Origin of the sequence: Halogeometricum sp. S1BR25-6 (genome assembly GCF_031624495.1) — an archaeon.
Lineage (GTDB): Archaea > Halobacteriota > Halobacteria > Halobacteriales > Haloferacaceae > Halogeometricum > Halogeometricum salsisoli.
Genome location: NZ_JAMQOP010000002.1, coordinates 283,819 through 308,370 on the forward strand (window position 1 = coordinate 283,819; position 24,552 = coordinate 308,370).

Here is a 24,552-nt window from a genome sequence, read left to right on the forward strand (position 1 = left end):
GATCTGTCAGGCTTGGTCGGCGTACTCGGCGAGGGACTCCCCCGTACCCGTCTCGCCGGTTTCGACGTGGTAGGACGCGCAGAGGTTGCCCAGTCCGAGCGCGTTCTCCCACTCCCACCCCGCGGCGAGGCCGTGAGCGAGGCCGCCGGTGAAGCGGTCGCCCGACCCGGTCTGTCGCCTCTTCCCGTCCGCCTCGACGTTCGGAACCGTGAGTCGACCGTCGGCCGTCGCGGCGGCCGCCTCCGACTTCCCGTGGCGGACGACGCCGGCGATTCCGACCCGCTCTCGGAGATCCGCGAGGTCCGAACTGTCGTCCGTCTCCCCGACGGAGAGCACCCGCAGGAGGTGCGCGATTTCGTCGCCGTTCGCGCTGAGGACGACGTCGTACGTTGCTTCGAGGTCGCCGAGCGCATCGCAGAGTCGAGTTATCGGGTCCGCTCGGACGCCCGTCAGGTCGCCGGGGTCGAGGACGAACAGGCCGCCGTCGAAGCCGCGGGAGGCGAGTCGGTCGAGCGCGTCCGTCATCGAGTCGAACGAAACCCAGTTCACGCAACAGACCGCGTCGGCGGTGAGACGGCCCTCGAAGGCGTCGCCCGCGACCGCTCTCAGGTCCGAGAACGACCAATCGGGCATCTCTTCCGACCCCTCGGCGAACATCAGGTCGCCGTCGTCGAACTCGTAGACGGACACCGACGCCGGGGCGCCCATCGACGCCGTCTCGAAGTCGAGGCCGTCGAACACCGGGTCGTCGAGGTGGCCGAACAGCCTCGTCTCGTCGCCGAGCGCGTGCGTCTGTCGGGCGGTGTTGACCGCCTGCCCGCCGGGTTTCTGCTCCGCGCGGTCGACCGCGAAGGAGTCCGCGTCGTCGATGATTCGCTCGCCGAACTCGACGCGCGAGTCGATTCTGTCGCCCCCGTTGTCGCGCACCTCGTAGAACGTGTCGACGCTGCCGTCCGGGAACACCGTCACCTCGCCGCGGGACTGGTCCTCTCTGAGCCTCCTCGCGAGTCCGGCGTAGTCCATTCGAGTTTCCCTTACGGAACCTCGTGACTTAGCGGGTTCGCCCGTCGTGGCGGGTCGCTCCCGTCGAGTCGAGACAGGTCAGTTCTCGCGGGTATTCGGAGGGAGTTCCGGTACCGGATGAACGGGATTTAAGCGCGCGTCATTCGCACACATCAGTGCATGAAACTCCACGAGTACCAGGCGAAGGATATCTTCGCCGAGGCGGGGATTCCGGTGCCAGAGTCCCGCCTCGCGGCGTCGGTCGACGAAGTGATGGAGGCTGTCGAGGAGATCGGATACCCGGCCGCTATCAAGGCGCAGGTCCACGTCGGCGGCCGCGGCAAGGCGGGCGGCATCAAGATAGCGACGAGCGAGGAGGAGGCCCGCGAGGCCGCCGAGGACATCCTCGGCATGGACCTCAAGGGCTACACCGTCGAGAAGGTGCTCGTCGAGGCCGGCGTCGACTTCGAGAACGAACTCTACGTCGGCGTCACGATGGACCGCGGCGAGGGCGAACCCGTGGCGATGGTGTCGACGCAGGGCGGCGTCAACATCGAGGAGGTCGCAGAGGAGAACCCCGAGGCCATCGCGCGCGAGCACATCGACCCCGCGTTCGGTCTGCACCCCTACCAGGCGCGGAAGGTCGTCTACGACGCGGGCATCGACCGCGACGTGGCGAACGACGTGGCGTCCATCCTGACGACGCTGTACGACCTCTACGAGGAGAGAGACGCCTCCGACATCGAGATCAACCCGGTGATGATCACGTCGGACGGCGACGTCGTCGCGGCCGACGCCGTCATGAACATCGACGACGACGCCCTGTTCCGGCAACCCGACCTCGCGGAGATGGAGGACGAGGCGGCCGAGGACGACCTCGAACGCAAGGCGAACGACTACGGCTTCGACTACGTCCGCCTGTCGGGTAACGTCGGCATCATCGGCAACGGCGCCGGTCTCGTCATGACGACGCTGGACCTCGTCGACCACTACGGCGGCGAACCCGCGAACTTCCTCGACATCGGCGGCGGCGCGAAGGCCGAACGCGTGACGAACGCCCTCGACATGGTGTTCTCCGACGAGAACGTCGACGCCGTCGTGTTCAACATCTTCGGCGGCATCACCCGCGGCGACGAGGTGGCCAAGGGCATCAACGAGGCGCTCGAAGCGTTCGACGAGATACCGAAGAAAGTGGTCGTCCGACTGGCGGGCACCAACGCGGAGGAGGGCATGGAGATTCTGAACACCGACCTCGTGGAGGTCGAGAAGACGCTCGAAGACGCGGTCCAACGGGCCGTCGAGAACGCACAGGAGGCGAACCAATGAGCATACTGGTCGACGACGACACGCGCGTGGTTGTACAGGGCATCACCGGCGGCGAGGGCAAGTTCCACACCCAGCAGATGGTGGAGTACGGCACGAACGTCGTCGCCGGCACCTCGCCCGGCAAGGGCGGTCAGGACGTCGACGGCATCCCCGTCTACGACACGGTCGACGAGGCCGTCGACGAGGAGGACGCCGACGCCTCCGTCGTGTTCGTCCCGCCGGCGTTCGCGGGCGACGCCGTCTTCGAGGCCCTCGACACGGACCTCGACCTCGTGGTGGCCATCACCGAGGGAATCCCGACGCAGGACATGGCGAAGGTGAACAAACGACTCACGGAGGTCGACACCCGCCTCATCGGGCCGAACTGCCCCGGCATCATCACGCCCGGCGAGGCAAAACTCGGCATTCTGCCCGGCAACATCTTCGAGTCGGGTAACGTCGGTCTCGTCTCCCGGTCGGGCACCCTGACCTACCAGGTCGTCTCGAACCTCACCGAGCGCGGTATCGGCCAGACGACGGCCATCGGCATCGGCGGCGACCCCATCATCGGCACGTCGTTCGTCGACGCCCTCGAACTGTTCGAGGCCGACGAGAACACCGACGCCGTCGTGATGTGCGGCGAAATCGGCGGCGAGGACGAGGAGCAGGCCGCCCACTACATCGCGGAGAACATGGACACGCCCGTCGCGGGCTTCATCGCGGGCCGCACCGCGCCGCCGGGCAAGCGCATGGGTCACGCCGGCGCCATCGTCTCCGGGTCCGGCACCGGGACCGCGGAGTCGAAGATTTCGGCGCTCAACGACGCCGGCGTCCCCGTCGGCGACACGCCGAACGAAGTCGCGGAACACGTCGAAGACTTCCTGTAGAGCCGTTCGGACGTCTCGACTCGACTCGACTCGACCCGACTCGAACGACTCGGTCCACTTCTTTCGCGCTCGAACCCGACTACGGCTCACTTCGTTATCTTCGCCAGACAGACGCCGCAGAAGCGGGTGTACTCCGGGTTCGGCGCGCCGCACCGCGAGCACGTCGGCCCGTCGCCGACCGCCCGTCCGTCCCGTCCGTTCGTTCGGTCGGCGTCGGACCCCGGCAGCGACGGCGCGAACGCGCGCCACGCGCCCCCCTTCGGACCTCCCTCGGCGCCGGACCCGGATTCGGCCTCGTCCATCTGCAACAGCACCTGCTCGACGAACGGGTCGTCGCGGAGTCGTTCCAGGCCGCGGACGAGTCCGACGTACAGAAGGGTCGGGGCGACGACGCAGAACGCCGACAGGAGAAGCGCGAACCCGACCTGCCACTCCATAAGGGCACCAAGCGGTAGATAGACTTGGCTTTATCGCCGCTGTGGGCGCGGACGGGCGTGCTGGCGTCCACGCCGGATGGACCGCTCGCACGAATCGGGACCGCGGACGTCGCCGCCCGCGACGAAGGGGATGGCCGAGAAACCGATGGCCCGTGGGGCATCCGTTCTGTCCGCGTCTATAAGCAGGCGCGAGTAACAGATATAGAGAATGTTTCCTAGAGAGGATTTTCTCAATAGCTGCGAACGAATGTGACATTTAAGAATCCCAACTACTACTGTTGAGTCATGAGGACCGACCGTACGACACCCGCGACGCCCGACTCGCTCCCGGAGGCCATCGTGTCGCTGGTCGCGGAGCTAGACGGCGTCGCAGTCACCGACATCCCGCCGCTCGCGTCCGTCGTCGACCCGGACGCCCTCGTCGCCCTGTTCGACGGACGCGAGACCGCCGCGAGCGACGTGGAGTTCGACTACGCGGGCTATCGCATCCACCTTCGCGGCGACGGCGACGTCCACGTGCTCGAAGCGACGCCCGCGAAACGCTGCGGCGCCGACTGACCGACCGGGTCCCTCCCGCCGCCCCTCCCAACTGTCACGACAGTCACGACACTCTCGTGTCAATACGGACGATGCGGTGGCGACACCGGACGTTCGCACGCGTCCGCCCCCTCCGCCCCGGCGCCTCGCCGCCGGATGCGGACGCGTGCCGACGTCCCCGCCGACGCCGCGGGCCGCCCCCGGCCCGGCGGTTCGGCCCTCCCCCTTCGTCCGCTTTCTTCCCGTCCGCGCCCCCTTCCGAAGATTCATGTAGGTCATCGAACCACTTCGACTATGGACAGCGGACTCCCCTCCGGCCGACGGGTGCACGTCGCACCCCTCGGGTACGAACGCGACCGGGTCGTCGAACCCGTTCGCGCCGAGGCCGCGGACCTGGTCTACCTCCTCGTCGACGACCCAAATCGGACCGACGCCGAGTGCGGCGACGTGGACGCCGACGCCGACTGGTCCGCTCCCGAAACCGAACACGTCCCCTGGGAAGAGACGACGGCGTACCAACGCGCCGCGCGCGAGGAACTCGACTCGCTGTGCGAGGCCCGCGGCGTCCCCGTCGACATCCACAACGTCTACGACGTGATGGGCGTCACGACCACCGTCGCCGCCGCGCACCCCGACGACCAGGTGTTCGTCAACATCTCGTCGGGAACGAACGTCGCCGCCGTCGGCGCCGCCATCGCCTGCATGACGACGGCCGCCCTCCCCTACAGCGTCGAACCGGAGTCCTACGGCCACGACGTCGACACCGAACCGCTCTCGCGGGGCGTCGCCGGCATCGACCGCGTCCCCGACTACCCCATCGAGGCGCCGACACGCGAGCAGGTTCACATCATGGGCTACCTGTACGAGCAGACCGTCGAGAAGCCCTACACGCTGAACAAGCGGAGTCTCATCCAACGCGCGAACGACTACGGGCTTCCCTTCCTCGCGAACTACTCGACGGAGAGCAGGCAGTCGGAGTACCGCCGCCTCGACGCCGCCATCGTCGACCCGCTGGTCGAGAAGGGGTACGTTCGGCTCGAACCCGCCGGCAAGCGGAAGAACGTCGTGCTGACCGAGACGGGCGTCAGCGTCTACCGGGCGTTCCAGCACAAGGTCGAACTGGACTGAACTGAACGCTCGACGTCGTCTGGAACGCCGCCGGAGTCCCCGTCGAATCCCCCCGCCCGTTCGCAAACGTCATCCCCGCCGAACCGCTAGGACCGACAACGACGCCCGTCCGCACCGCGGGCGGGACCGTACACCCAATGGCTCCGAAACTCACCCGCCGTCGCCTCCTCGGAACGCTCGGCACCGGCGCGCTCGCGGGCACCGCGGGCTGTATGAGCGCCCTCGGGTTCGAGACGCAGTCGGCGTGGCGCGACCCGCCGCTGGTCGAGGACCGACCCGACGCCGTCTACGTCCCCGCCATCACCGAAGGGATGAAGCTGTACGGGACGACGACCGCCGGGCCGTACGGCGTGGCGCTGACGTACTCGTACCCGCACCGCTTCTGGACGCTCACGGGGACGGAGTTCTCGAAGACGGTCGTCGAGTCCGACGACTCGATACACCTCATGGTGTCGCTGTGGGACGCCGAGACGGGCATGGTCCTCCCAATCGACTCCGGTCTCACCCTCGAAATTCTTCGGGACGGGAGCCTCGTCAGCGAGGAGCTAGCCTACCCGATGCTCTCCCAGCAGATGGGGCTGCACTACGGGTCGAACTACGCGCTGGACGGCGAGGGGAGCTACGAAGTGACCGTCCGCGTCGGCGGCGTCTCCCTCCGCCGAACCGGCGCGTTCGAGGGGCGCTTCGGGCAGGCCGAGACGGCGACCTTCGATATCGAGTTCGACACGGACGAACTGTACGACGTGCCCCTCACGAACCCCGAGAACCCGGGGTCCCGAGGGGCTATCTCCCCGATGGAGATGGCGAACGTCCCCGTCGGCCGGGCGCCGGACCCCGAGTCGCTGCCGGGTCGACACCTCGGGCGGGCGAGGAGCGGCGACGCCGTCTTCCACGCGTTCGCCGTCGACGCCGACCGCTTCGGCGACGGCACCTACCTCTACGTCTCCCCGCGGACGCCGCACAACGGAATCGTCCTGCCGATGATGGGACTGACGGCGACGGTGCCGGGCGGCGGCGGAACGGCGGAGACCGACCTGACTCGGACGCTCGACCCCGAACTCGGATACCACTACGGAACGAGCGTCGACGCCCTCGCGGCGGGCGACGAAGTCCGCGTCGTCGTCGCCGTGCCGCCGCAGGTGGCCCGCCACGACGGCTACGAGACGGCGTTCGTGGAGATGTCACCGATGACGTTCTCCGTCCCGTCATGAACGCGGCCGAACGCCGGAGCGAACGCACGCGGCGGCCGGAACGGAAAGCCTCAGGCGCGTCTGGAACGAAGACCGGAGCGAGTCCATGACGGAGACGACGCGCGGCGCCGCCGAGGGGCCGACCGACGCGGGCGTGGATGCGAAGGCGGACGCGACCCCCGAGGACTCCGAGAGCAGCGTCTGTCGGGTGTGCGGGCGGACGTTCCCGGAACCGAGGCTGCTCGTCCTCCACCGCGGCGTCCGTCATGCGGGCGCGCTCACCGACGAGGAGAAGGAAGCGTACACCGAGGCGTACAGGGACGAAGAGGCCGCCCTGCACTCCTTCCGAATCCGGGCGCTGGCCGTGCTGGTCGTCCTCTACTTCGGCGTGCTGTTCCTCTACATCGGCTTCGCGGGGTGACGAGAACGGTGACATCCCCTCCCTCTCGCACCGCCGGTCGCCGCCTCGTCGGCCGCGCGCTGACCCTCTGTCTCGCCGCCGTCGGCTTCCTCCTCCTCGCCCGCGGCGTCGCGGCCAGCAACGCCGCCGTCGGCCTCGGACAGGCCTCCCGCGACTCGCTGAGCGTCCCGCGGTGGCTCTACGTCGCCACCGGCGGCGCGACCATCGGCGCCTCCGCCCTCCTCGCCAGTTTCGTCACCGACCGCCGGTTCGTCCTCTCCATCCACCGCTGGCGGGAGACGCTGCCGGGTCGGGAGACCGCTCTCCGGGCGGGCACCGCCGCGCTGAACGTCCTCGGCCTCGTCCTCCTCGCCCTCGTCATCTATCGAGGGTTCACCGGTCCACAGATACCGACCGTCAACTTCGCCGTCGTGTTCGTCTTCGCGGGTCTGCGCGCCGGACTGACGATGGTCGCCTACCTCGTCGGCAACCCCTGGCCCGCGCTGAACCCGTGGCGCACCGTCGCCGAGCGACTGCCGAACGGCTTCCTCGACTACCCCGAGGCGTTCGGTCGGTGGCCCGCCGTCGCCGGCCTCCTCGCCCTCGTCTGGGTGGAGACGACGACAGCGGTGACGAACGACCCGGCGCTGCTCGCCGCGGCCGTGGCCACTTACTCCGTGCTCACGGTCGCCGGCGCCCTCGCCGTCGGCGTCGACGACTGGTTCCGGAACGTCGACCCCGTGTCGGTGTTCTTCGCGTTCTACGGACGCGCGGCCCCCGTCTCGCGGGAGGACGGCCGCCTCCGACTCCACCTGCCGGGGATGCGACTCGTCGGCGACGACGGCTACGGCGACGGGGGCGGGAGCGAACCCGTGTCCCCCTCGTGGGGCATGGACGACGTCGCGTTCGCCGTCGCCCTCGTCTGGGAACTCACCTACAGCGGGTTCGTGACCACCGCGCAGGGCGGGGCGTTCGTCCGCGCCCTCGTCGGCGTCGGCCTTCCCGCCGCCGTCGTCTACGGCGGCCTCTTCCTCGCCGGATTCGCGGCGTTCTACGGCGTGTACGCCCTCGCGGCCCGCGTGTCGGCCTCGCGCCTGCGGACGTACCGCGGGGCGCGGGAACTCGCCGTCCGCTTCGCGCCGGCGCTGCTCGCCATCGCGGCCGGTTACCACCTCGCACACTACTTCGCGTTCTTCGTCTCGCTGTCGCCGTCGCTGGTCGCCGTCCTCGCCTCGCCGCTGTCCGTCCCGCCGAACCCGCTCGTCCTCACGCTGCCGGCGTGGATGGGCGCGCTCAACATCGCGTTCGTCCTCGGCGGTCACCTGCTCGCCATCTGGGTAGCGCACTCCACGGCGTACCGCCTGTTCCCGAGTCGGTTGCAGGCCATCGAGAGCCAGTACCCGTTCGTCTTCGTGATGATGGCGTACACGGCCGTCAGCCTCTGGCTCATCTCGCTGCCGACGGCGTCGCCGCCGTTCCTCCCCTGAGCGGGTCCGACGACGCGGCGAGCGAGAACCGCGCCCGCGTTCCGCCGTCGCTTTCGCAACCGCTTTCACCCCGGACCGTCAGGCGTACGAGGGAACATGCTCCTCGCCGGAACCGTCATCGCCGACCCTTCGACCGTCATCGACGACGGTGCCGTCGTCGTCGAGGCAGACCGAATCGTCGCCGTCGGCGAGCGAGCGACGCTGACGGAGAGCCACCCGGACCACCGGGTACGGGAGTTCGACCTGCTGATTCCGGGCCTCGTCGGCGGCCACGTCCACTCCGTGCAGAGCCTCGGACGCGGCATCGCCGACGACACCTCGCTGCTCGATTGGCTGTTCGACCACGTCCTCCCGATGGAGGCGTCGCTGGACGCCGAGGGGATGCGGACGGCCGCCGAGTTGGGCTACCTCGAACTGCTGGAGAACGGAACGACCACCGTGGTCGACCACCTCTCCGTCGCGCACGCCGAGGAGGCGTTCGAGGCGGCGGGCGAACTCGGCATTCGAGGCCGACTCGGGAAGGTGCTGATGGACCAACGCGCCCCGGACGGACTGACCGAGGACACCGACGACGCCCTCGCGGAGACGGAGCGACTCATCCAGACGTACCACGGCTCGTTCGACGACCGGATTCGCTACGCCGTCACGCCACGCTTCGCCGTCAGTTGCACCGAAGACTGCCTGCGCGGGGCGCGCGAACTCGCCGACCGGTACGACGGCGTCACCATCCACACCCACGCCAGCGAGAACACGGACGAGGTGGCGACGGTCGAAGAGGACACCGGGATGCGCAACATCGAGTGGCTCCACGAGGTGGGACTGACGGGCGAAGACGTCGTCTTGGCCCACTGCGTCCACACGACCGAGGTCGAGCGCGAACTTCTCGCGGAGACGGGCACGACCGTCACCTACTGCCCCTCCTCGAACATGAAACTCGCCTCCGGCGTCGCGCCGATAGCCGACTACCTCGACCGGGGGGTCACCGTCGCCCTCGGCAACGACGGCCCGCCGTGCAACAACACGCTGGATCCGTTCACCGAGATGCGGCAGGCCAGCCTCCTCCAGAAGGTCGAAGAGATGGACCCGACGACGACCCCCGCGGCGGCCGTCTTCGAGATGGCGACGCTCGGCGGCGCGCGGGCCGCCGGGTTCGAAAAAGTTGGCGCGCTCCGCGAGGGGTGGAAGGCCGATATCGTCGCCCTCGACACCGACATTACGCGCGCGACGCCGTTGCACGACGCGCTCTCGCACCTCGTGTTCGCCGCCCACGGCGACGACGTGACGTTCACGATGGTCGACGGCGACGTCGTCTACGACGAGGCGTTCGGCGGCCTCCAGACCGCCGACGCCGACGACGTCCGTCGCCGCGCCCGCGAGGTAGAGTTCGACGGTAAGCCGGCTCCGTAGGGCGGAACGACTCGGTACGGCACGCCGCCGGTTATACCGTCTCGTGCGTGGCGACCCACGCGTCCCCCTCGCGCCGCACCTCGGAGACGGTTCGGAACCGGAGCCGCCGTTCCTGTTTCGTCACGACGGGGAAGTCGTAGTGCTCGGCCTCGTAGCCCGGCGGACTCCCCTGCTCCCGTCGCTCCGCGACGAACTCGCGGTGAGCGCCGAGTCGGTCGGCGACGACGGCGCGCGAGAGAGACGGGGCGCGCCTCGCCCGAGTATCGAACGCCTCGACGAACGCTTCTTCGAGTTCGTACCCCACCGAGTCGCGCCCGGCGACCATCGCGGCCAGCGAGGTGGTGCCAGTGCCGAAGAAGGGGTCCAAGACGGTGTCGCCGTAGACGGAGTACATGTTTATCAGCCGGTAGGGAATGTCGAAGGGGTACGCCGCCGTCCGGTCCCTGAGTTCGTCGCTCGCGTCCGCACTCGCGCCCGTGCCCGCACTCGCGCTCTCGGCGTCCCCGCCGTCGCTCGAAACCGTCGGCGGGTCGTCGAACCGCTTCGTCGCCTCGGCGACGCGCTGGTCGGTGCCCGCCACGTCCGTCCAGACGTCGGTGAACCACGCGTTCCGCTCCTCCCAGAAGTAGGCCGACTCGTAGCGCCCGTCCGCGCCGGGAACGAACGACCGCGACCCGGTGCCGTTGCGGAACACCAGCACGTACTCGTGCTCCAAGGTGACGTAGGCGTTCGGCGGGAGCATCCCGCTGCCCATGAACTTCGCGGCGCTGTTGGTCGGTTTGCGCCAGAGAACGTCCGGGAGCGGGTCGAACCCGAGGTCGACGAACGCGTCGACGACGCGGGCGTGATTCGGGTAGACCCGGAAACTGTCGCCGACCGTTCGGGTGGCGTCGCCGACGTTCACGCAGGCGATGCCGCCGGGGACGAGGACGCGCCGGAGTTCGGCCCACACCTCGTCTAAGACGCGGTGCATCGCCTCGAACGCCGCCTCGCCGTCGCCGTCTTCGAGGGCCGGACCGACGCCGTCGGCGAGGTCCGAGAAGAGGTCGTCCCACATCTCCACCATCGGGTACGGCGGCGAGGTGACGACGAGTTCGACGGCGTCGTCGGCGAGGCCGCTCATCTCCCGCGCGTCACCGACGATAGCCCGATGTCGAGACTCCACGCTGCCGACGCTACGTCGCTACGTCTGATATAACCTCGCACTCCCGGCGTCCGCCGCCACAGCGAGCGACGGCCGGGAGCGAGAGGGCGTCCGCCGCTACGCGTCCTCGTCTTCGGCCTCGGCGTCGGCCTTCATCTCGCCCAGTCGGTCGACGAGGGCGTCCGTCGACACGTCGCTCTCGACGCTGACTTCCCCGTCGTGTTCGTGCTCGTGGGCGTCGACGCCCTCTGCCGCTTCCTCGTCGTCGTTCGACTGTTGACGCTCCTGCTCGGATTCGTCGTAGCTTCCGAAGCCCATGGGCACCGATTGCGCGGTCGCACTGAAGAACCAACCGATGTCCCCGCCGCCCTCTCAGACCTCGCTCGCCCGCGCCGCCCGATGGGCGTCCAGCCACCGGTCGACGTAGTAGTCGACGGCTTCGGACAGCGGAACCGACGCCTCGGCGACGGTGCGTGCGAGCGCCGCCCGCGTCTCCGCTGTCGGGTGGGAATCGCCGTCGCCGTCGCCGTCGCCGAGTTCCCGCTCGAACTCGGAGACGAGCCACCGTAGCTCCGCGAGCTTTCGGTAGGTGTCGTCCCGCGAGAGCAGTTCGTACTCGTGGTGGGTCATCCCGCCCGCCGCGGCGCGGCACCGCTCGTTCTCGTACGGCTTCAACCCCGCGTACTGGAACCGGTTTTGGAATGTCACACCGTCTCACACGCACCGCGTGAGGTATGTGCTCACTGCTTGAGTATGCCGGGTCCGCCGTCGCCCCTCAGACGCTGTCGGCCCGCTTCAGAACCTTCACCGCCGCCTCGTACCCGGAGAGATCACCGGCCGGCTCCTCCCCCCGAACGGCGCTGAACGCCGCCGGGTTCGACTCCGTCCCCGCCCGTCCGCGCGCGGTGAACTTCGCGTCCTTCGCTCCGTAGTCGAGTTTCACCACGACCGACTCGCCCTCGTATCGGTCGGGGGCATCGAGTTCCTGCACGCGGCTATCGACGAGAACGGCGGGGCTTCCGCCGTCGCCGCCGTCCGTTTCGAGTGTGCCCGCTGCGACTTCTCCGGTGACCAAGTCGTACACGTTATCCTCGTGTTCGATCCGCGCGCCGAACCCCGGCGTGTCGACGGAGACGACGACTTCCGCGTCGAAGCTTTCTCGTTCCATACTGCAATCGACCGAACAGCGTCACATGACCCTATCGGCCTCCCGGGTTTCGGTAGCGAACTGCTGGTTCCGACTGATAGTGACAAACTCTGGGATTGTAGAAAGCGTATATGTATATCCAAAATTGTATATCTATTGATGCATCTGGCGGACGAGACGTACTGGCGGCTCGACGAAGCGAGCGAGACGATCAGTATCACGACCAGTAAACCGGTGTACGAACAGATGGACGTCGACAAGGCACGAGAGGTCCGCGACACGCTCTCGGAACTGATTGCGGAACTGGAAGCCCGCGAGAACGACTGAACCGAGTCGGGAGCGAAGGTCGGGTTTCGCGGCCGGGTGGTGTTCCCCGAGACAGCGACACCTCCGTAGGTGGCAGGAGTGGGTCGAGACGATTTGTGCTTCCTTTAGGTTCGTCAGAAGAACGAGTGGGTTGGGGCGGATTCGCCCTGATGCAAGACGGCTTCAGACAGGGGTCTTTCGCCGACTTGCTGACCCCCCGGTTCGCAAGCTCACCCCGGGACGCCGGCCTGCATGTACCTATAGGCACCCAGTCAGTGACGGTGCATGCGCATGAGAGCCTCCCGATCATCCTAGACTCCGACTCTGGTTCTGCCTCGATGCCGATCAGCTCCTGTGTCGGATCAAGACACGATGGCTATTGTCCCTGTTTGCTGGTTGCTATCAGACAATGCACGATTCAGCCGTCACACCGACAAGTGCGGTCGAACAGTATCTTGAAGCACGCGAGTACGAACTCGCTGAGTCAAGCATTCAGAATATGCGGTACAGGCTCAAGCAGTTCACGAAATGGGCCGAGATGAAGGAGTTAACCGATATGCGGGAACTCAATGGCCGGCACGTCGAGCAATATAAGCTCTGGAGGCAAGACGATGATCTGGCACCGATAACCGTTCAGCAACAGCTTCAGACTCTACGTGTGTTCCTGAAGTGGTGTGAATCCCAAGAGTTTGCCCAGCCGGGCGTCGCAGATCTGGTGAGAATACCGACTGTCAGCAAGGCCAATCGGACTCGAGACGACGCGATTAGCTCAGTCACGGCAAATGATATTCTTAGCTTCTTTCAGAAGTACGATTATGCTTCTAGAGACCACGTCGTATTCCATCTGCTCTGGCACACGGGTATCCGTCTCGGGTCGCTTAGGGCACTGGACCTCTCCGATTGGTGCGTAGAGTACTCAGACGGTAGGGAGGACGCCTACCTCGCGATCCGCCACCGGCCAAATACCGGAACTCCGCTCAAACTGCAAGAAATGGGTGAGAGAAATATATCCATTCTTGATAAAGATCTGATCAATGCAGTACAAGACTACATCGATCGAAACCGAGCTGAGATAACGGATGATAATGGGAGAGAACCGCTGATTACGACCAATCAGGGGCGAATAAGCAAAAACAGCGTTCGGTACACTGTCTACCGCGCTACTCACCCATGTCAGTACCGCGGGGAGTGTCCACACGACCGAGCAGAATCCGATTGTGACGCTCGTTCCAACGTGAGTGAGGCATCGAAGTGCCCGTCAGCAGTTGGCCCTCACGCCATACGACGATCCGCTATCACCGCACACTTAGACGCAGACGTTCCGAAGGAGATCGCCTCGGAACGAATGGCTGTCTCGCCAGATACCCTCGAGGACCACTATGACGTCCGTACGAATGAGCAGAAGCGGACTCGGCGTCAGAGATACCTCCACGATCTCAACATCTAAAATGAAATCACACTTCGAAGACGAGCGAGAATTCAGTCAGTGGCTCTCAGATCGGCTGGACGGCGCCACTGTGATACGAAGTGTAATAGATCCAACTACTGGTGACCGAACGGGGTTCACACTGAAGACAACTCATCAGTCGGGAGTAGCGCGGAACGACACAGAAAGACCCGACATCGAGATGTTCCACAACATCGACTTCGATCACACCTGGTCGCAGCGGGAGGAGTACGCGTACCCACCAACGAATCCTGTCTACATCGAATGTAAGATCGGTGATGCATTCCGTGAGCGAGGGGAACAGGTGGCGGATCGATCAGACACGGGGATCCCTGCAATTCAGCGCGCGCTCCCCGGCCAACTCCGTGACTACCAGAATGGGGACAGTAAATCTCTAACAGGTGCAGGGCCCGATTCCGATATCAAGTGGACAGTGCTCGTGACTTGCCCCTTCATGCTTGATGGAGTTCTCTCCGAGAAGGCGATCTCGGGTTTCTCCCTCGAGCAGTTCAAGCAAACGTTACGTGCTTTGAGTCTCGGATGGGTCTACCGGCACGAACACGGCATTGTCCTCCAGATGGATGCCCTCAACTCGTACTTGGTGTTAGACTGAGCGGATCGTTCGACGAGTCTCGGCCGATCGCTTACCCCTTTCTTTTGAATGACACAGATGGAACTCTATGCCCGCTCGCAACACCGATTTCGGTGTAGCTGATCTTCTCTCGGGTCAGAGCGGTGTATCGGTCGATATCGGCAGTCTGAGTGGGGTTCAGTAGTGCTGTTGGGACAGGTATTCTGAGACGAGCTCGTGTGAGAATCCATCAACTTCCTAGAATGCTTGATCTCAAGCAGTAGACAACGAATCAACTGCTCGGTCTGCTCTACTTTGTGATCGCTTCTGGGTGACTGACCCTTAGTGGAGTTCGACTGCTATCCGTTTACCCCTGTGTCCATATCCCATTCGTCCAAGATAATACCAAACAGCGAATGTTGGACGTTAGCTAAAACCGGATGATTCCAGTGGTACGTATGATACGTAAAATACGAGTAAAGTAGATACCACGAGTTACCTGAGCAATTCATCTAATACGTATAACACGCATGATACGGGTGAAACGTGTTGTGTGGCCCTGAATTCAAAGCGCAAGTCGGTCAGAAGATATGACTCGCTCAGCCTTTCCTCGCTCACCCCAGAAGAGAGTTGACACGACTGATCTCTTCTCAGGTCAGATCGATCTACCGGTCGATATCGACGGTTTGAGTGGGATGGAGTGGTGCTGTTGGGACAGGTATTCTGGAGCGCTCGTGAAGTATATCTCGACTAGCAGTCGGTGAGTGCTTCTTTACGGGCGCTATACTCAGATTATGAGCCTTCTACGTGACGAGCTTCATTGATAACATAGAATATACCAACGACTTGCTTCGGAGGAAGTTATCACAGAGGGGGAGTCAACCAGCCGTCCAGTAGGAAATCAAACAGAGAGAGTACGGCCGTTCAGTCGAAGCCACTCGCGCCGACTCTCGTAATCTGGAACGATAGAACCGACCGCATTCCAGAATCCCCGGGAATGCTGCTCGTGCTCATAGTGAGCCAACTCATGGACAACGACGTAGTCCTGGATTCGGACTGGCGCGAGAATGAGACGCCAGTGGAGTCGCACTGTTCCGTTCTGAAATTCGCCCCAGTTCCGTTCTAACTCGGTCACCTCTATGGGCCGATCCGACGCTCCGAATTTCGGAGAATAGAGGTCGACTCGGTCCACGAGCTCGTCCTTCGCACGAGAGACATACCAATCGACGACAGCCTGTCGTTTCCGTCGGACGCTTACATCGTCGCTCGGTTTGTCGAGTTGATGGACTTCGAGCGTAAACGTATGATCGTCGAACGACAGTCGGGGTTCCGAGACGTCCGCCTCTTCGACTTTGAGTGGATACTGTCGCCCCCGATACGGAAGTTTCTCCCCGCTTAGGAATTCGCGATCGCCCTGTGGGTCCGCTCCCTCTTCTAAGTGGTAGAGTTTCTCTAGCAACCATCCTTGTTTCTCACCAAGTACAGACTCTACTTCGTCGTACGTCGCACGCATCGGAGCCTTCACGGTGAGAGTCATTGATTCATCCATCGAGAGCCCGATGGTGGACCGCTCCTGCGACCAATCGATCTTATACGGGATCACGGTCTGACCGATGTGGTACGTTCGGCTCATTCGTAGTGTGCCCGGGCAAGTTCGATAACGCGATTCGTGAGCTCGTCGCGTTCGTCCGAACTGAGATCGATGTCAGAACGGAAAAGCTGGATCTTCACCTGCTTCCGCATCCGATCTTGAACGTGCACCTTCTGTTTCCACTCGACAACTCTAGCCAGCTTTTCGACCTCGTCGATGATCTCGCTCGTGAGCTCTAAGAGCTGATCTTCGCCAACATCGCGGTTGTCGCCTCGGAGAACGTCTTCCAGCGCGTGATAGAACGAGAGTTCCGTAGTGTCATTCAGTCCCTTCTTCTGCGCTGCTCGATTCCGGGAGCGCATGTCGTCAAGAACATCACGGAGTTCCTCGATGATCTGTTTGTCCGAGAGACGCTTCTGCCGGTACTCCTCGATCAGCTCCTCGACTCGTTCCCGAAGCGAACTGAAATGGACAGGGTCCTCATCGTATCGAACGCTCAGTTCGTGCTTGACCGCGTTCTGCATCTCGCTAGCTCGCGCCTCGTCGTCGTCCATCTTATCGAGACGGGTGTCGAACTCCGATTTGTCCATCACGGATACCGGCTCTTCGTTGAGAACCTCGATACCGGACGAACTGAGATGCTCCTGAATGAGCTCTCGCACTTTCTCACCGCACCCCTCCAAATTCATCGAATCATCGCGATAGCGCTGCTTCGCACGGGCGTGGATCTCGCTGAGTCGGTTCAGATCTTCTTTGTAGGGGTTCGCGAGGGGGTTCGGAAGGACAATGTCCATCAGCTTCGAGAAGCGCTTGAACGCGTTCTGGAACTCGATACGGACGTCGTCCGGTTCAAGGGTCCGGAGACAGGCCTCCACGTCGTCCAGGTCGTCGAAGAACGAGATCGCTTTCCGGTGAGAAGCCTCCAGTTCGGGCTCCTTGTCTTCGAGGGGAACCATGGCGTGACGGACGTCTTCCTCGCTGAACATCGCCAGCGCCTCGCGTAGGTCGTCTGAGACGCCGTAGTAGTCGATGATGATTCCGTGGTTCTTCTCCGCGTACGGTCGATTGACTCGCGCGATAGCCTGCAGGAGATTGTGCTCCTTCAGCGGTTTGTCGAGGTACATCGCCTGCGCGATTGGCGCGTCGAAACCGGTGAGGAGCATATCACAGACGATGAGGAGTTCGACGTCGCCGTTATCGTCGACGAAAGACTCCTTGTAGTCCCGGAGTTCGGAGTCGGTCGGTGCCCACTTCTTGACGTCCTCGGGGTCGTTATGGGCCTTCGAGATGACGACCCGCGACTCGGGGCCGTTGAACTGATCGAGCTTCTTCTTGTAGCGAATCGCTGCACGCTTGCTGGTCGTGACGACCATTCCCTTGAACGGGCGAGCGATCTCGTTCTCGAAGTGCTCGATGACGTCGAGAGCGACACGTTCGATCCGCGACTCCGCCTCTGCGAGGTCCTGTTCTCGAGCGTATCGCTTCTTGATCTCGGCTTTCTCCTCCTCGGTGTACTCATCGAACACGCGATCGAAGATGACGTCAAGGTCCGCTCCTTCGAGGTGGATATCGGCCAGCCTCCCCTGATAGAGAATCTCGACGGTCGTGTCGTCCTCCAGCGACTGGTCGATAGTGTATGTGTCGATGTAGGTTCCGAAGGTCCGCCGTGTGTCGCGCTCTTCCTTCTCGATCGGCGTTCCGGTGAAGCCAATATAGTACGCTTCCGGGAGCGCAGTGCGCATGTTGTTCGCGAGTGATTTGTACTGGGTTCGATGGGCCTCGTCAACCATCACGTAGATGTCGTCGTCACGAGAGAGAACCGGGAAGTCACCTTCCTCGTCATCACGAAGCTGGAACTTCTGGATGAGACTCGTAATTGTTTCGCCGGCGTTGTTCTTGAGTTTCTCTCGGAGGTCCTTGATGTCGCCGGCTCGCTTCGGATTCGGGAAACCACAGCGTTCGAATGTCCCATGTATCTGTTTGTCAAGTGACCTTCTGTCGGTGACGAGCAACAGTGTCGGATCGGACTTCGCACGGCGGAGCTTCAGCGCAAGGAACAGCATCGTGAGCGACTTCCCAGATCCCTGCGTGTGCCAGATGACGCCACCCTGTGCCTCACGTGATCCTCGGTGATTGATCTGTTCCAGTGCTTTCTCGACCGCTCGATACTGCTGGTACCGGGCAACGAGTTTCGCCGTCCCGCTCTTCTTAGTGTCGTAGACGGTGAAGTGTCGAAGCTGATCGAGCAATCGGCTTGGCTCGAACAGCGCGTACAGCATCCGGTGCTGTGGGGAGACGTAGTCGGTCCCGAAGAGACCCGATAGGTGCTCGTCGTCTGCGGGGTACGCGTCGCGCCACGGTTTGTACTGATTCCTCGGCGTTCCGTACGTGCCCATAACGGCCCCCTCGTACCACGTCGCAACAGAGAACTGGTTGTAGCGGAAGAGTTCCTCTGCTCCTTCAGATCCCGTCTCTTCACGCTCGTTCTGGTACCGCTGGAGTTGTTCGAGCGCCTCGCTTCGGGGTTCGGCGATAGTCGGAGCCTTGCATTCGATGACGCCGAGCGGGAGACCGTTGACGAACAGAACGATGTCGGGTTTGACCACCTCTATCGGACCCTCCACTCGGAACTGATTTAGTGCGAAGAAGTCGTTGTTCTCGGGATCTTCGTAGTCGATGTACCGAACTGTCTGGTGCTTCAGCCCGTGACCTCGATCCTGCTGGACCGACGTGTGCCGAACGAGTTTCTCGTGAATCTGTTCGTTCTCGTCCATCGCGCTCGCCCCGCCGATTTGCTGAATCTCACGGACGACCTTGTTTAGGTTGTTCTCGTCAATCCACGGGTTCAGCCGTTCGACGGCGTCGCGAAGGCGGTTTTCGAGTACAGCCGAGGACTCGGTCTCGCGAGGATCGAGCCAAGTGGAGCGTTGCTGGTCAGCGACCTTCCAGCCCAGTTGGTGGAGAACCGTGAGAGCGGGGCGTTCGGTCTCGGTGTACTCATCAGACATCGCTAGTCAGTCTTGACGCGGACCTTTCCGGTGAGGAGGTCTTGCATGAGCCCACGTTTGAGATCTGACAGTTGGCTCCGTCTTTCATTTTCGAGATCAATAGTTCTGTTTACAACAGATAACATCTCAATTATTTCTTCCTGCTCCTCGATAGGTGGTAGGGGAATAATCAATTGTTTCACAATTTTGTTGTTCAGCCCTTTGCGAGAGGACCCATAACTCAGTGACTGGATTTGGAGGCGTATCAGGTTGGAACTGTTAATTACTAATGATAGAAACTCTGGAAGACAGACAGAGTCCGGTCGTATCCGAATCAAGCTGTCACTTATTATCCCTTCCTTAGCGTTTTCGGGGAATACCGTGGACTTTCCGATCGTGCCACGTCTTGTTACCAAGACGTCACCGGGTATAGGAGCAGCAGATTCTAATTGCTCAAATTTGTCCTCGGAGATGTAGTCGTCGCGCAAGCTAAAGTCATCATTTATCACATGGTCCTGAACATATATTTTGTACCCTTGTTCAACTCTGTTCCCCTTTTTTATCCTGCTACCTGGTGGCCCCCCTCGCAGACCATCTTTCCCAGGTAGAATGATGTCATCAATCGCCTCCAACTCCCACGATTTCGGTACTTGGATGCTGATCGGCCCGACTCTCAAAGAGTTGTACTTGTTGTGGCCGATACCATTCTTTAGCAGGTTCTGAAGTAGCCCTTCTCGTAGCTCAGTCCGCGTCTCGATTATTCCGTCTGTCTGCTGAATCTGTTCCTCAACCGTCGAGAGTATGTCGGCAATACGGCGTTGTTCGGGGAGTGAGGGAAGCGGAATAAGTGTTTTTTCCAGATCCTTCCATGAAGTCCGTGGGAGGTTTGTCCCTTCCATCGTTGAGACAACTCGGTCTCGGATGAGCTTCGAGTGCATTAGGTGAGGTAGGTATTGCTGATGTGTATCCTCCTTAGCGTATAATGGGATAATATCTGAGGAGCAGACGCCCGAAAACGGTGCGATGGCAGCCTTATTCAGGTTCGGACGAAGTTTCCCGAAGAGGACATCACCTTTACGAAAGACCCTCGAACTACTGCGTTCTCGTCCATCCTCGTCGTAGCCGTTGATTTTGAGTTGTCCGCTGTCAAGGTGTTTAAGACCGACGTACCGGATTTCTCCATCTTCGAGATCGTCTACGGAAGCGCGCCTACGCTGATATACGTTCCCAAACCGCTCAGTCGACCAGTCGCTCGGAACGATAAACGTCTTCGGTCCAAGTTGAACCTCTTCGTATCCCTCACGAAGGTCAGACTGCTCCAAGGCTTCACTCATTGATACTCCAACTCCTCCATGTACTGCTGCAGTTCCTCCTTGGTATTCCGACGTTTTGTCTCCAATTCATCAATCTCCCTGAGCTTCTCACTCACGTCGATTGGCTCCTCGGGCTCTGTCGTGTCGACGTAGCGAGGTACACTCAAACTCCAGTCGTTCTCTTCGATCTCCTCCATATCGACCAGCCGACTATGATGCTCCTCTTCGCGCCCGGTGAGGTGCGTCTCAGCGAGGTACGCGACACCATCCTGTGTGAGCTGATTCTGATTCGAGAGCTCCTCGAAAATCTGCACCCCCGACTCCCGGAGCGTCTGGTCCTCGGCGTAGATGAACTGGACCTTGTCCTTGCGCTCTGCAGGCTTGTCCTTGTTCATGATGAGGATACACCCCGGGGACGAGGTGTTGTAGAAGAGGTTCTCAGGTAGCGCGATGACGGCCTCGATCAGGTCGGCTTCCAGAACCGGCTTGCGGATTTTCTTTTCCGAACGGGACCGGAACAACACGCCGTTGTCCATCACGATGCCCGCCTTACCCGTCTCCGATAGCGACGCGATCATGAGCTGAATCCACGCCCAATCGCCTCGATTCTTCGGCGGGAGTCCGTGTGGGAATCGATTGTACGGCTCGTTCTCTTCGACCCACTCTTTGTTCCAACTCTTCTGGTTCCACGGCGGATTCGCGACGACGCGGTCGAACGGTTCGAGTTCGTCATGCTCTGTGACGAATTTCGGCGTCCGTATCGTGTCGCCCTTCGCGATGTCGGCGTCCTGTAGCTCGTGGAGGAGAACGTTCATTTGGCCGATCGCCCATGTATTCAGGTTCTTCTCCTGCCCGTAGAGAGAGATGTCGTCCCGGTCGCCACCTTCCTCTTCTACGTGTTGGGCCGAATAGATGAGCATCCCACCGGAGCCACACGCCGGGTCGTATACGCGGTCCCCGGGTTCCGGATCGACGCACTCGACGAGTAACTGAACGATCTCACGGGGCGTGTAGAACTCGCCACCCTTCTTCCCGGCGTCGTCGGCGAACTGGCGGATGAGGTACTCGTACGCGCGACCGAAGATGTCCGGGTCGACGAGGTCCTCGTTCCGATAGCGATGCTTCGAGAAGTGAGTGACCAGTTCGTCAAGCGTTGCGTCCGATAGCCTATCCTTGTCGTTGAAGTCAACCGAGGTGAGGACCCGATCAGCGATGACGTCGTTCTCGTCCTCAACTGCTTCGAGCGCTTTGTTGAGGGTCGCCCCGATGTCCGATTCCTGTGCGCTGATGTGGCTCCAACGAGCTCGCTCCGGCACCCAGAACTCGTCGTGGAGGTCGCGGTCGGTCTTCACGATGTCCTCGGGGATGTCGTGCTTCTCGGACATCTCCTCCGTCTCTTCTTCGAACCGGTCGTTGATCCGCTTCAGAAACAGGATGCCGAAGATGTAGTTCTTGTAGTCCGCTGCGTCGATGCTCCCCCGCAAAATGTCTGCAGCCCCCCAGAGATGGGTTTCCAGAGTGTCGAGATCGAGAGTCTCCGACTCGGTGTCGATGCCGGAGAGCGTCTCTTGGTCCGAGTCCATATCTAACGGTTCTATCCTTCGACTGGTATATCTCTTTACCTATGGTTTCTCGCTGTCCGCCTTCTCCCCTTACGGAGACTCAGACCGAGTATTGGTAGACGCTCTGTCTATCGAATTCACACCCTAGTCTACTGTATTCAGGAAAAAGACGTCGAGACTACGCAGCAAATAGCGTGTCCCGACTCAAGAGGTACCGGCGAGATGATTAGAGGTGATGCTGTTGAACGGTGACGTCTCCGCCCTTGACCGAGATCATCTCGACGCTGGGTTGGAGACCGCCCTTCGTATCTCCCAGAGCCCCGGTCGACCCACCCGAGAGACCTCGGTGTCGTCCGACTGTAGTCTCTTTCCTGGTGTGAACGTGGCCAGTAATAGTCAGATCTATCGGTACATTCGACGTGTTCATCAAATCGCGGAACGAACAGTCCGGATTCTTCTTCGCGGTAAACGGCGAAACTGACTGGTGGATGAACAGAACCGTCGGGACCGCAGATGGAGGACGTTCAAGCTCGAACCCTGTCCACTCGTACTGGTGGTCAACTCCGTAGATAGACACCGTATCGGAAATTATCTCAGGTCGGGAACTGAGATGAGTCGCGATGCCATCTTCGACTAGTTCTTCCATCTCCCGACGCCCTGCTTCTCGTTCGTGATTGCCGTAGATGTAGTAGAACGGGATGTTGTGTACGAACAGATCAGAAAGTTTCTCTCGGCACAGAGTGACATCTTCGTCCGTAATGCCGGTCTTCGAGTTGTGATAGAGGTCCCCGCCGTGGACGACTGCATTGACGTTCCTGTTCACGGCGTAATCGATCGCGTCACTGAATCCAGCCTCGGGCGAGACAGACCATGTGTTCCGACCGTATCCGTGGGTCGTCTTTCCGAGGTGGCTATCGGTCATGTACAGAATTTCTACTCGGTTCTCCTCGCCACCTCTCTCGAGGCGGTTGATTTTCAGTCGAGATGTACCGTGTATCAACGTTCCCGCTGGCCAGACGTTGGCCGAAATCCCACTGAGTCGGTACCAGCATCCTTCCTTCCATTCGTAACTGCTTCCGAGAGTAGATTTCTCCCACACGATGAACTCGAATTCGGTCCCATTAACGTCTGAGACAGTCATCTCGTACGCTCGATTCTTTATATGTGATTTCCTGCACTTCACGACCTGAACGGGCAGTTCATAGGTCCCTTCATTTCCGAGATCCTCGTACGTCGCAGTCATGCGATTAGCTGATAGAGATCAGTACGTTCCATGACTAGTAATCTTTTCTGTAAGTCTTTATTTTATATAACTACAGTCATAGCACGACTGAGTCGGCTCAGATGGTGGAGTAATCCGAGGATATAGCAACCAGTCTACCGGTCGACACCCAGAACCTGAGTGAAGTCCTCAGAAGGTCAATACAACTAGTGCACAGTGGCTGCATGGAACTCTGTCCAATCTACGTCTAGCTTATAACGGTCGCTATGACTACGGATGATATGAGTACGAGAGGGCACAGTCTCTCGACATACTCTATTCATGACTCAAGCGAAACGAACCACAATTATGATCTACGACAGCGAGAAGCGGGCTCTCAACGAATACGCCGAGAAAGTTTTCGGCCACAGTGACATCCCCTACCGGAGCATCGTCGTCTCTCTTCTCCACAACGCGGATATCTCCGTCGAATCCGAAATCAGCGAATAAGCTCTGAGCTGAGCTCAATTCGCCCCTCACACGTCGCAATGAGATCCGATACACAACCGAGTCGTCCAGAGAGATTTCCCTGCTCGGGGGTAGAATGACCCTCACTGACATCGCTCGTCAGTTCCAACCGGGAAACGATCCCGAGGAAACTCTGCTGCCAAAGGGGACGATATCGGATGTTCTCTCGACAGACCCGGATATCGTGGGGCCCGAGGAATTACGCGGTCTGACGATATCGGACGCTGAAGACGCTTACGTCGGAGTGCGGAGAGCTGAGGCCATAAACACGAGCTACCACTCCGGCACGAAACACGAGCGCGCAAAGCGCCAGTACCGACTGCTGCTACAGATCGACCGAGTCGCCCGTCAACAGTTCGAGCAGCCAGCCGTCGGCATGCAGACGGTCGTTTTCGATCCCACGCAATTCGACCGTGTGCTCGATCCGATCGCACAAGCGACGATTACGACCGAAGGGGTAGAGAGATCGATTCGACGAACACGGGATCGGCTTGACGGAGAGAGATACGTCTACTTCGGAGTTCGAGATATCGATAGCAACGGTCAGAGTCACTGGCACGTGTATTGGTGTCTCGACCAGGTGGTCGTCGCTGGTGATTCACTCGACCTGTATGCTGGGATTGAGGCTCACATTCGACATGCCACTGGAGCAGATTACTCGAATCATCCTGCCACTGAGGCTGTGAAGTGGGACCCGTATCCGAACCAAACTGCTGAGGAATGGGGGTCAGACAGAATGAACGGTGGTGCTGTACATCCGTGCGCGCGCTATGTGGCTGGGAGTCTGCCTCATATTGGAGTCGATGGGGAGATGAGTCCGAAGCAAATCAGGCACGGTGTGGTCGAGTGGGGTCGGTCGGATCGAACCGTTCGAGTTTCTCGTCGGAACGCTCTTCCTGTCGAATTCGAGGGGATGAGTGGGTTCGAGTAGTCCAGTTGGGACAGGTATTCTCTATTTCAATTGTTTTGGAGTTG

24 protein-coding genes are annotated in these 24,552 nt (G+C 61.5%); 13 read left to right on the top strand and 11 right to left on the bottom strand.

Going from position 1 to position 24,552, the window contains the following annotated elements:
- Positions 1-6: 6 nt before the first annotated feature.
- Complete coding sequence (locus NDI76_RS11425; RefSeq protein WP_310924206.1) at positions 7-1,023, bottom strand: carbohydrate kinase family protein; 1,017 nt, start codon at positions 1,021-1,023, stop codon at positions 7-9.
- A gap of 159 nt (positions 1,024-1,182) precedes the next feature.
- Here NDI76_RS11425 and sucC point away from each other — a divergent pair, with 159 nt between their 5' ends.
- Both sucC and sucD read left to right on the top strand, forming a co-directional pair.
- Positions 1,183-2,328 carry an ADP-forming succinate--CoA ligase subunit beta gene (gene sucC / locus NDI76_RS11430; RefSeq protein ID WP_310924207.1) on the top strand — a complete coding sequence of 382 codons (1,146 nt, stop codon included), beginning with the start codon at positions 1,183-1,185 and terminating at the stop codon, positions 2,326-2,328.
- Entirely contained in the window at positions 2,325-3,194 is an 870-nt protein-coding gene (gene sucD, locus NDI76_RS11435) for a succinate--CoA ligase subunit alpha (protein ID WP_310924208.1), read from the top strand. The genes sucC and sucD overlap by 4 nt, the downstream gene beginning before the upstream one ends.
- A gap of 86 nt (positions 3,195-3,280) precedes the next feature.
- Here sucD and NDI76_RS11440 read toward each other — a convergent pair whose 3' ends face one another.
- A complete protein-coding gene (locus tag NDI76_RS11440) occupies positions 3,281-3,631 on the bottom strand; it encodes a zinc ribbon domain-containing protein (RefSeq protein WP_310924209.1) in 351 nt (116 codons plus the stop codon).
- Positions 3,632-3,916: 285 nt separating this feature from the next.
- On the opposite strand from NDI76_RS11440, the gene NDI76_RS11445 reads away from it, so the two are divergent.
- The 6 genes from NDI76_RS11445 to NDI76_RS11470 all read left to right on the top strand — a co-directional run bounded on the left by NDI76_RS11445 (position 3,917) and on the right by NDI76_RS11470 (position 9,780).
- On the top strand, positions 3,917-4,189 hold the full coding sequence (locus tag NDI76_RS11445) for a HalOD1 output domain-containing protein (protein ID WP_310924210.1): 273 nt from the start codon (positions 3,917-3,919) through the stop codon (positions 4,187-4,189).
- 273 nt (positions 4,190-4,462) lie between these two features.
- Positions 4,463-5,296, top strand: a complete 834-nt coding sequence (locus tag NDI76_RS11450) for an HFX_2341 family transcriptional regulator domain-containing protein (protein WP_310924211.1) — start codon at positions 4,463-4,465, stop codon at positions 5,294-5,296.
- 137 nt (positions 5,297-5,433) lie between these two features.
- Positions 5,434-6,507, top strand: coding sequence for a DUF7350 domain-containing protein (locus tag NDI76_RS11455; protein ID WP_310924212.1), 1,074 nt, complete (start codon positions 5,434-5,436; stop codon positions 6,505-6,507).
- An 85-nt stretch (positions 6,508-6,592) separates the two neighbouring features.
- A complete protein-coding gene (locus NDI76_RS11460) occupies positions 6,593-6,907 on the top strand; it encodes a DUF1289 domain-containing protein (RefSeq protein WP_310924213.1) in 315 nt (104 codons plus the stop codon).
- Positions 6,908-6,915: 8 nt separating this feature from the next.
- On the top strand, positions 6,916-8,373 hold the full coding sequence (locus NDI76_RS11465) for a hypothetical protein (RefSeq protein WP_425498357.1): 1,458 nt from the start codon (positions 6,916-6,918) through the stop codon (positions 8,371-8,373).
- A gap of 96 nt (positions 8,374-8,469) precedes the next feature.
- Entirely contained in the window at positions 8,470-9,780 is a 1,311-nt protein-coding gene (locus tag NDI76_RS11470) for a 5'-deoxyadenosine deaminase (protein ID WP_310924214.1), read from the top strand.
- 31 nt (positions 9,781-9,811) lie between these two features.
- On the opposite strand, the gene NDI76_RS11475 is transcribed toward NDI76_RS11470, so the two are convergent.
- From NDI76_RS11475 to NDI76_RS11490, 4 genes are all read right to left on the bottom strand, one after another.
- Complete coding sequence (locus tag NDI76_RS11475) at positions 9,812-10,945, bottom strand: DNA-methyltransferase (RefSeq protein ID WP_425498358.1); 1,134 nt, start codon at positions 10,943-10,945, stop codon at positions 9,812-9,814.
- A 96-nt stretch (positions 10,946-11,041) separates the two neighbouring features.
- On the bottom strand, positions 11,042-11,242 hold the full coding sequence (locus tag NDI76_RS11480; protein WP_310924215.1) for a DUF5786 family protein: 201 nt from the start codon (positions 11,240-11,242) through the stop codon (positions 11,042-11,044).
- A gap of 54 nt (positions 11,243-11,296) precedes the next feature.
- Complete coding sequence (locus NDI76_RS11485) at positions 11,297-11,632, bottom strand: hypothetical protein (RefSeq protein ID WP_310924216.1); 336 nt, start codon at positions 11,630-11,632, stop codon at positions 11,297-11,299.
- A gap of 67 nt (positions 11,633-11,699) precedes the next feature.
- Positions 11,700-12,092, bottom strand: a complete 393-nt coding sequence (locus NDI76_RS11490) for a hypothetical protein (RefSeq protein ID WP_310924217.1) — start codon at positions 12,090-12,092, stop codon at positions 11,700-11,702.
- A 138-nt stretch (positions 12,093-12,230) separates the two neighbouring features.
- On the opposite strand from NDI76_RS11490, the gene NDI76_RS11495 reads away from it, so the two are divergent.
- The 3 genes from NDI76_RS11495 to NDI76_RS11505 all read left to right on the top strand — a co-directional run bounded on the left by NDI76_RS11495 (position 12,231) and on the right by NDI76_RS11505 (position 14,437).
- Positions 12,231-12,398 carry a hypothetical protein gene (locus NDI76_RS11495; protein ID WP_310924218.1) on the top strand — a complete coding sequence of 56 codons (168 nt, stop codon included), beginning with the start codon at positions 12,231-12,233 and terminating at the stop codon, positions 12,396-12,398.
- A 388-nt stretch (positions 12,399-12,786) separates the two neighbouring features.
- On the top strand, positions 12,787-13,824 hold the full coding sequence (locus tag NDI76_RS11500; protein WP_310924219.1) for a tyrosine-type recombinase/integrase: 1,038 nt from the start codon (positions 12,787-12,789) through the stop codon (positions 13,822-13,824).
- Positions 13,772-14,437 carry a hypothetical protein gene (locus tag NDI76_RS11505; RefSeq protein ID WP_310924220.1) on the top strand — a complete coding sequence of 222 codons (666 nt, stop codon included), beginning with the start codon at positions 13,772-13,774 and terminating at the stop codon, positions 14,435-14,437. The genes NDI76_RS11500 and NDI76_RS11505 overlap by 53 nt, the downstream gene beginning before the upstream one ends.
- Before the next feature lie 859 nt (positions 14,438-15,296).
- Here the strand turns inward: NDI76_RS11505 and NDI76_RS11510 are convergent.
- The 5 genes from NDI76_RS11510 to NDI76_RS11530 all read right to left on the bottom strand — a co-directional run bounded on the left by NDI76_RS11510 (position 15,297) and on the right by NDI76_RS11530 (position 23,091).
- A complete protein-coding gene (locus NDI76_RS11510; RefSeq protein ID WP_310924221.1) occupies positions 15,297-16,028 on the bottom strand; it encodes a M48 family metallopeptidase in 732 nt (243 codons plus the stop codon).
- The gene (locus NDI76_RS11515; protein ID WP_310924222.1) at positions 16,025-18,994 is read right to left on the bottom strand and encodes a type I restriction endonuclease subunit R; all 2,970 of its coding nucleotides are present in this window, start codon (positions 18,992-18,994) and stop codon (positions 16,025-16,027) included. Before NDI76_RS11515 ends, NDI76_RS11510 begins: the two co-directional genes overlap by 4 nt.
- A 2-nt stretch (positions 18,995-18,996) precedes the next feature.
- Entirely contained in the window at positions 18,997-20,307 is a 1,311-nt protein-coding gene (locus NDI76_RS11520; protein WP_310924223.1) for a restriction endonuclease subunit S, read from the bottom strand.
- Positions 20,304-21,869, bottom strand: a complete 1,566-nt coding sequence (locus NDI76_RS11525; RefSeq protein ID WP_310924224.1) for a type I restriction-modification system subunit M — start codon at positions 21,867-21,869, stop codon at positions 20,304-20,306. The genes NDI76_RS11520 and NDI76_RS11525 overlap by 4 nt, the downstream gene beginning before the upstream one ends.
- Positions 21,870-22,074: 205 nt before the next feature.
- The gene (locus NDI76_RS11530) at positions 22,075-23,091 is read right to left on the bottom strand and encodes a metallophosphoesterase (RefSeq protein ID WP_310924225.1); all 1,017 of its coding nucleotides are present in this window, start codon (positions 23,089-23,091) and stop codon (positions 22,075-22,077) included.
- 327 nt (positions 23,092-23,418) lie between these two features.
- Between NDI76_RS11530 and NDI76_RS11535 the strand changes: the two genes are divergently transcribed.
- Together NDI76_RS11535 and NDI76_RS11540 are read left to right on the top strand one after the other, a co-directional pair.
- Positions 23,419-23,559 carry a hypothetical protein gene (locus tag NDI76_RS11535; protein WP_310924226.1) on the top strand — a complete coding sequence of 47 codons (141 nt, stop codon included), beginning with the start codon at positions 23,419-23,421 and terminating at the stop codon, positions 23,557-23,559.
- Between the two features lie 94 nt (positions 23,560-23,653).
- Complete coding sequence (locus NDI76_RS11540; protein WP_310924227.1) at positions 23,654-24,508, top strand: hypothetical protein; 855 nt, start codon at positions 23,654-23,656, stop codon at positions 24,506-24,508.
- Positions 24,509-24,552: the final 44 nt, after the last annotated feature.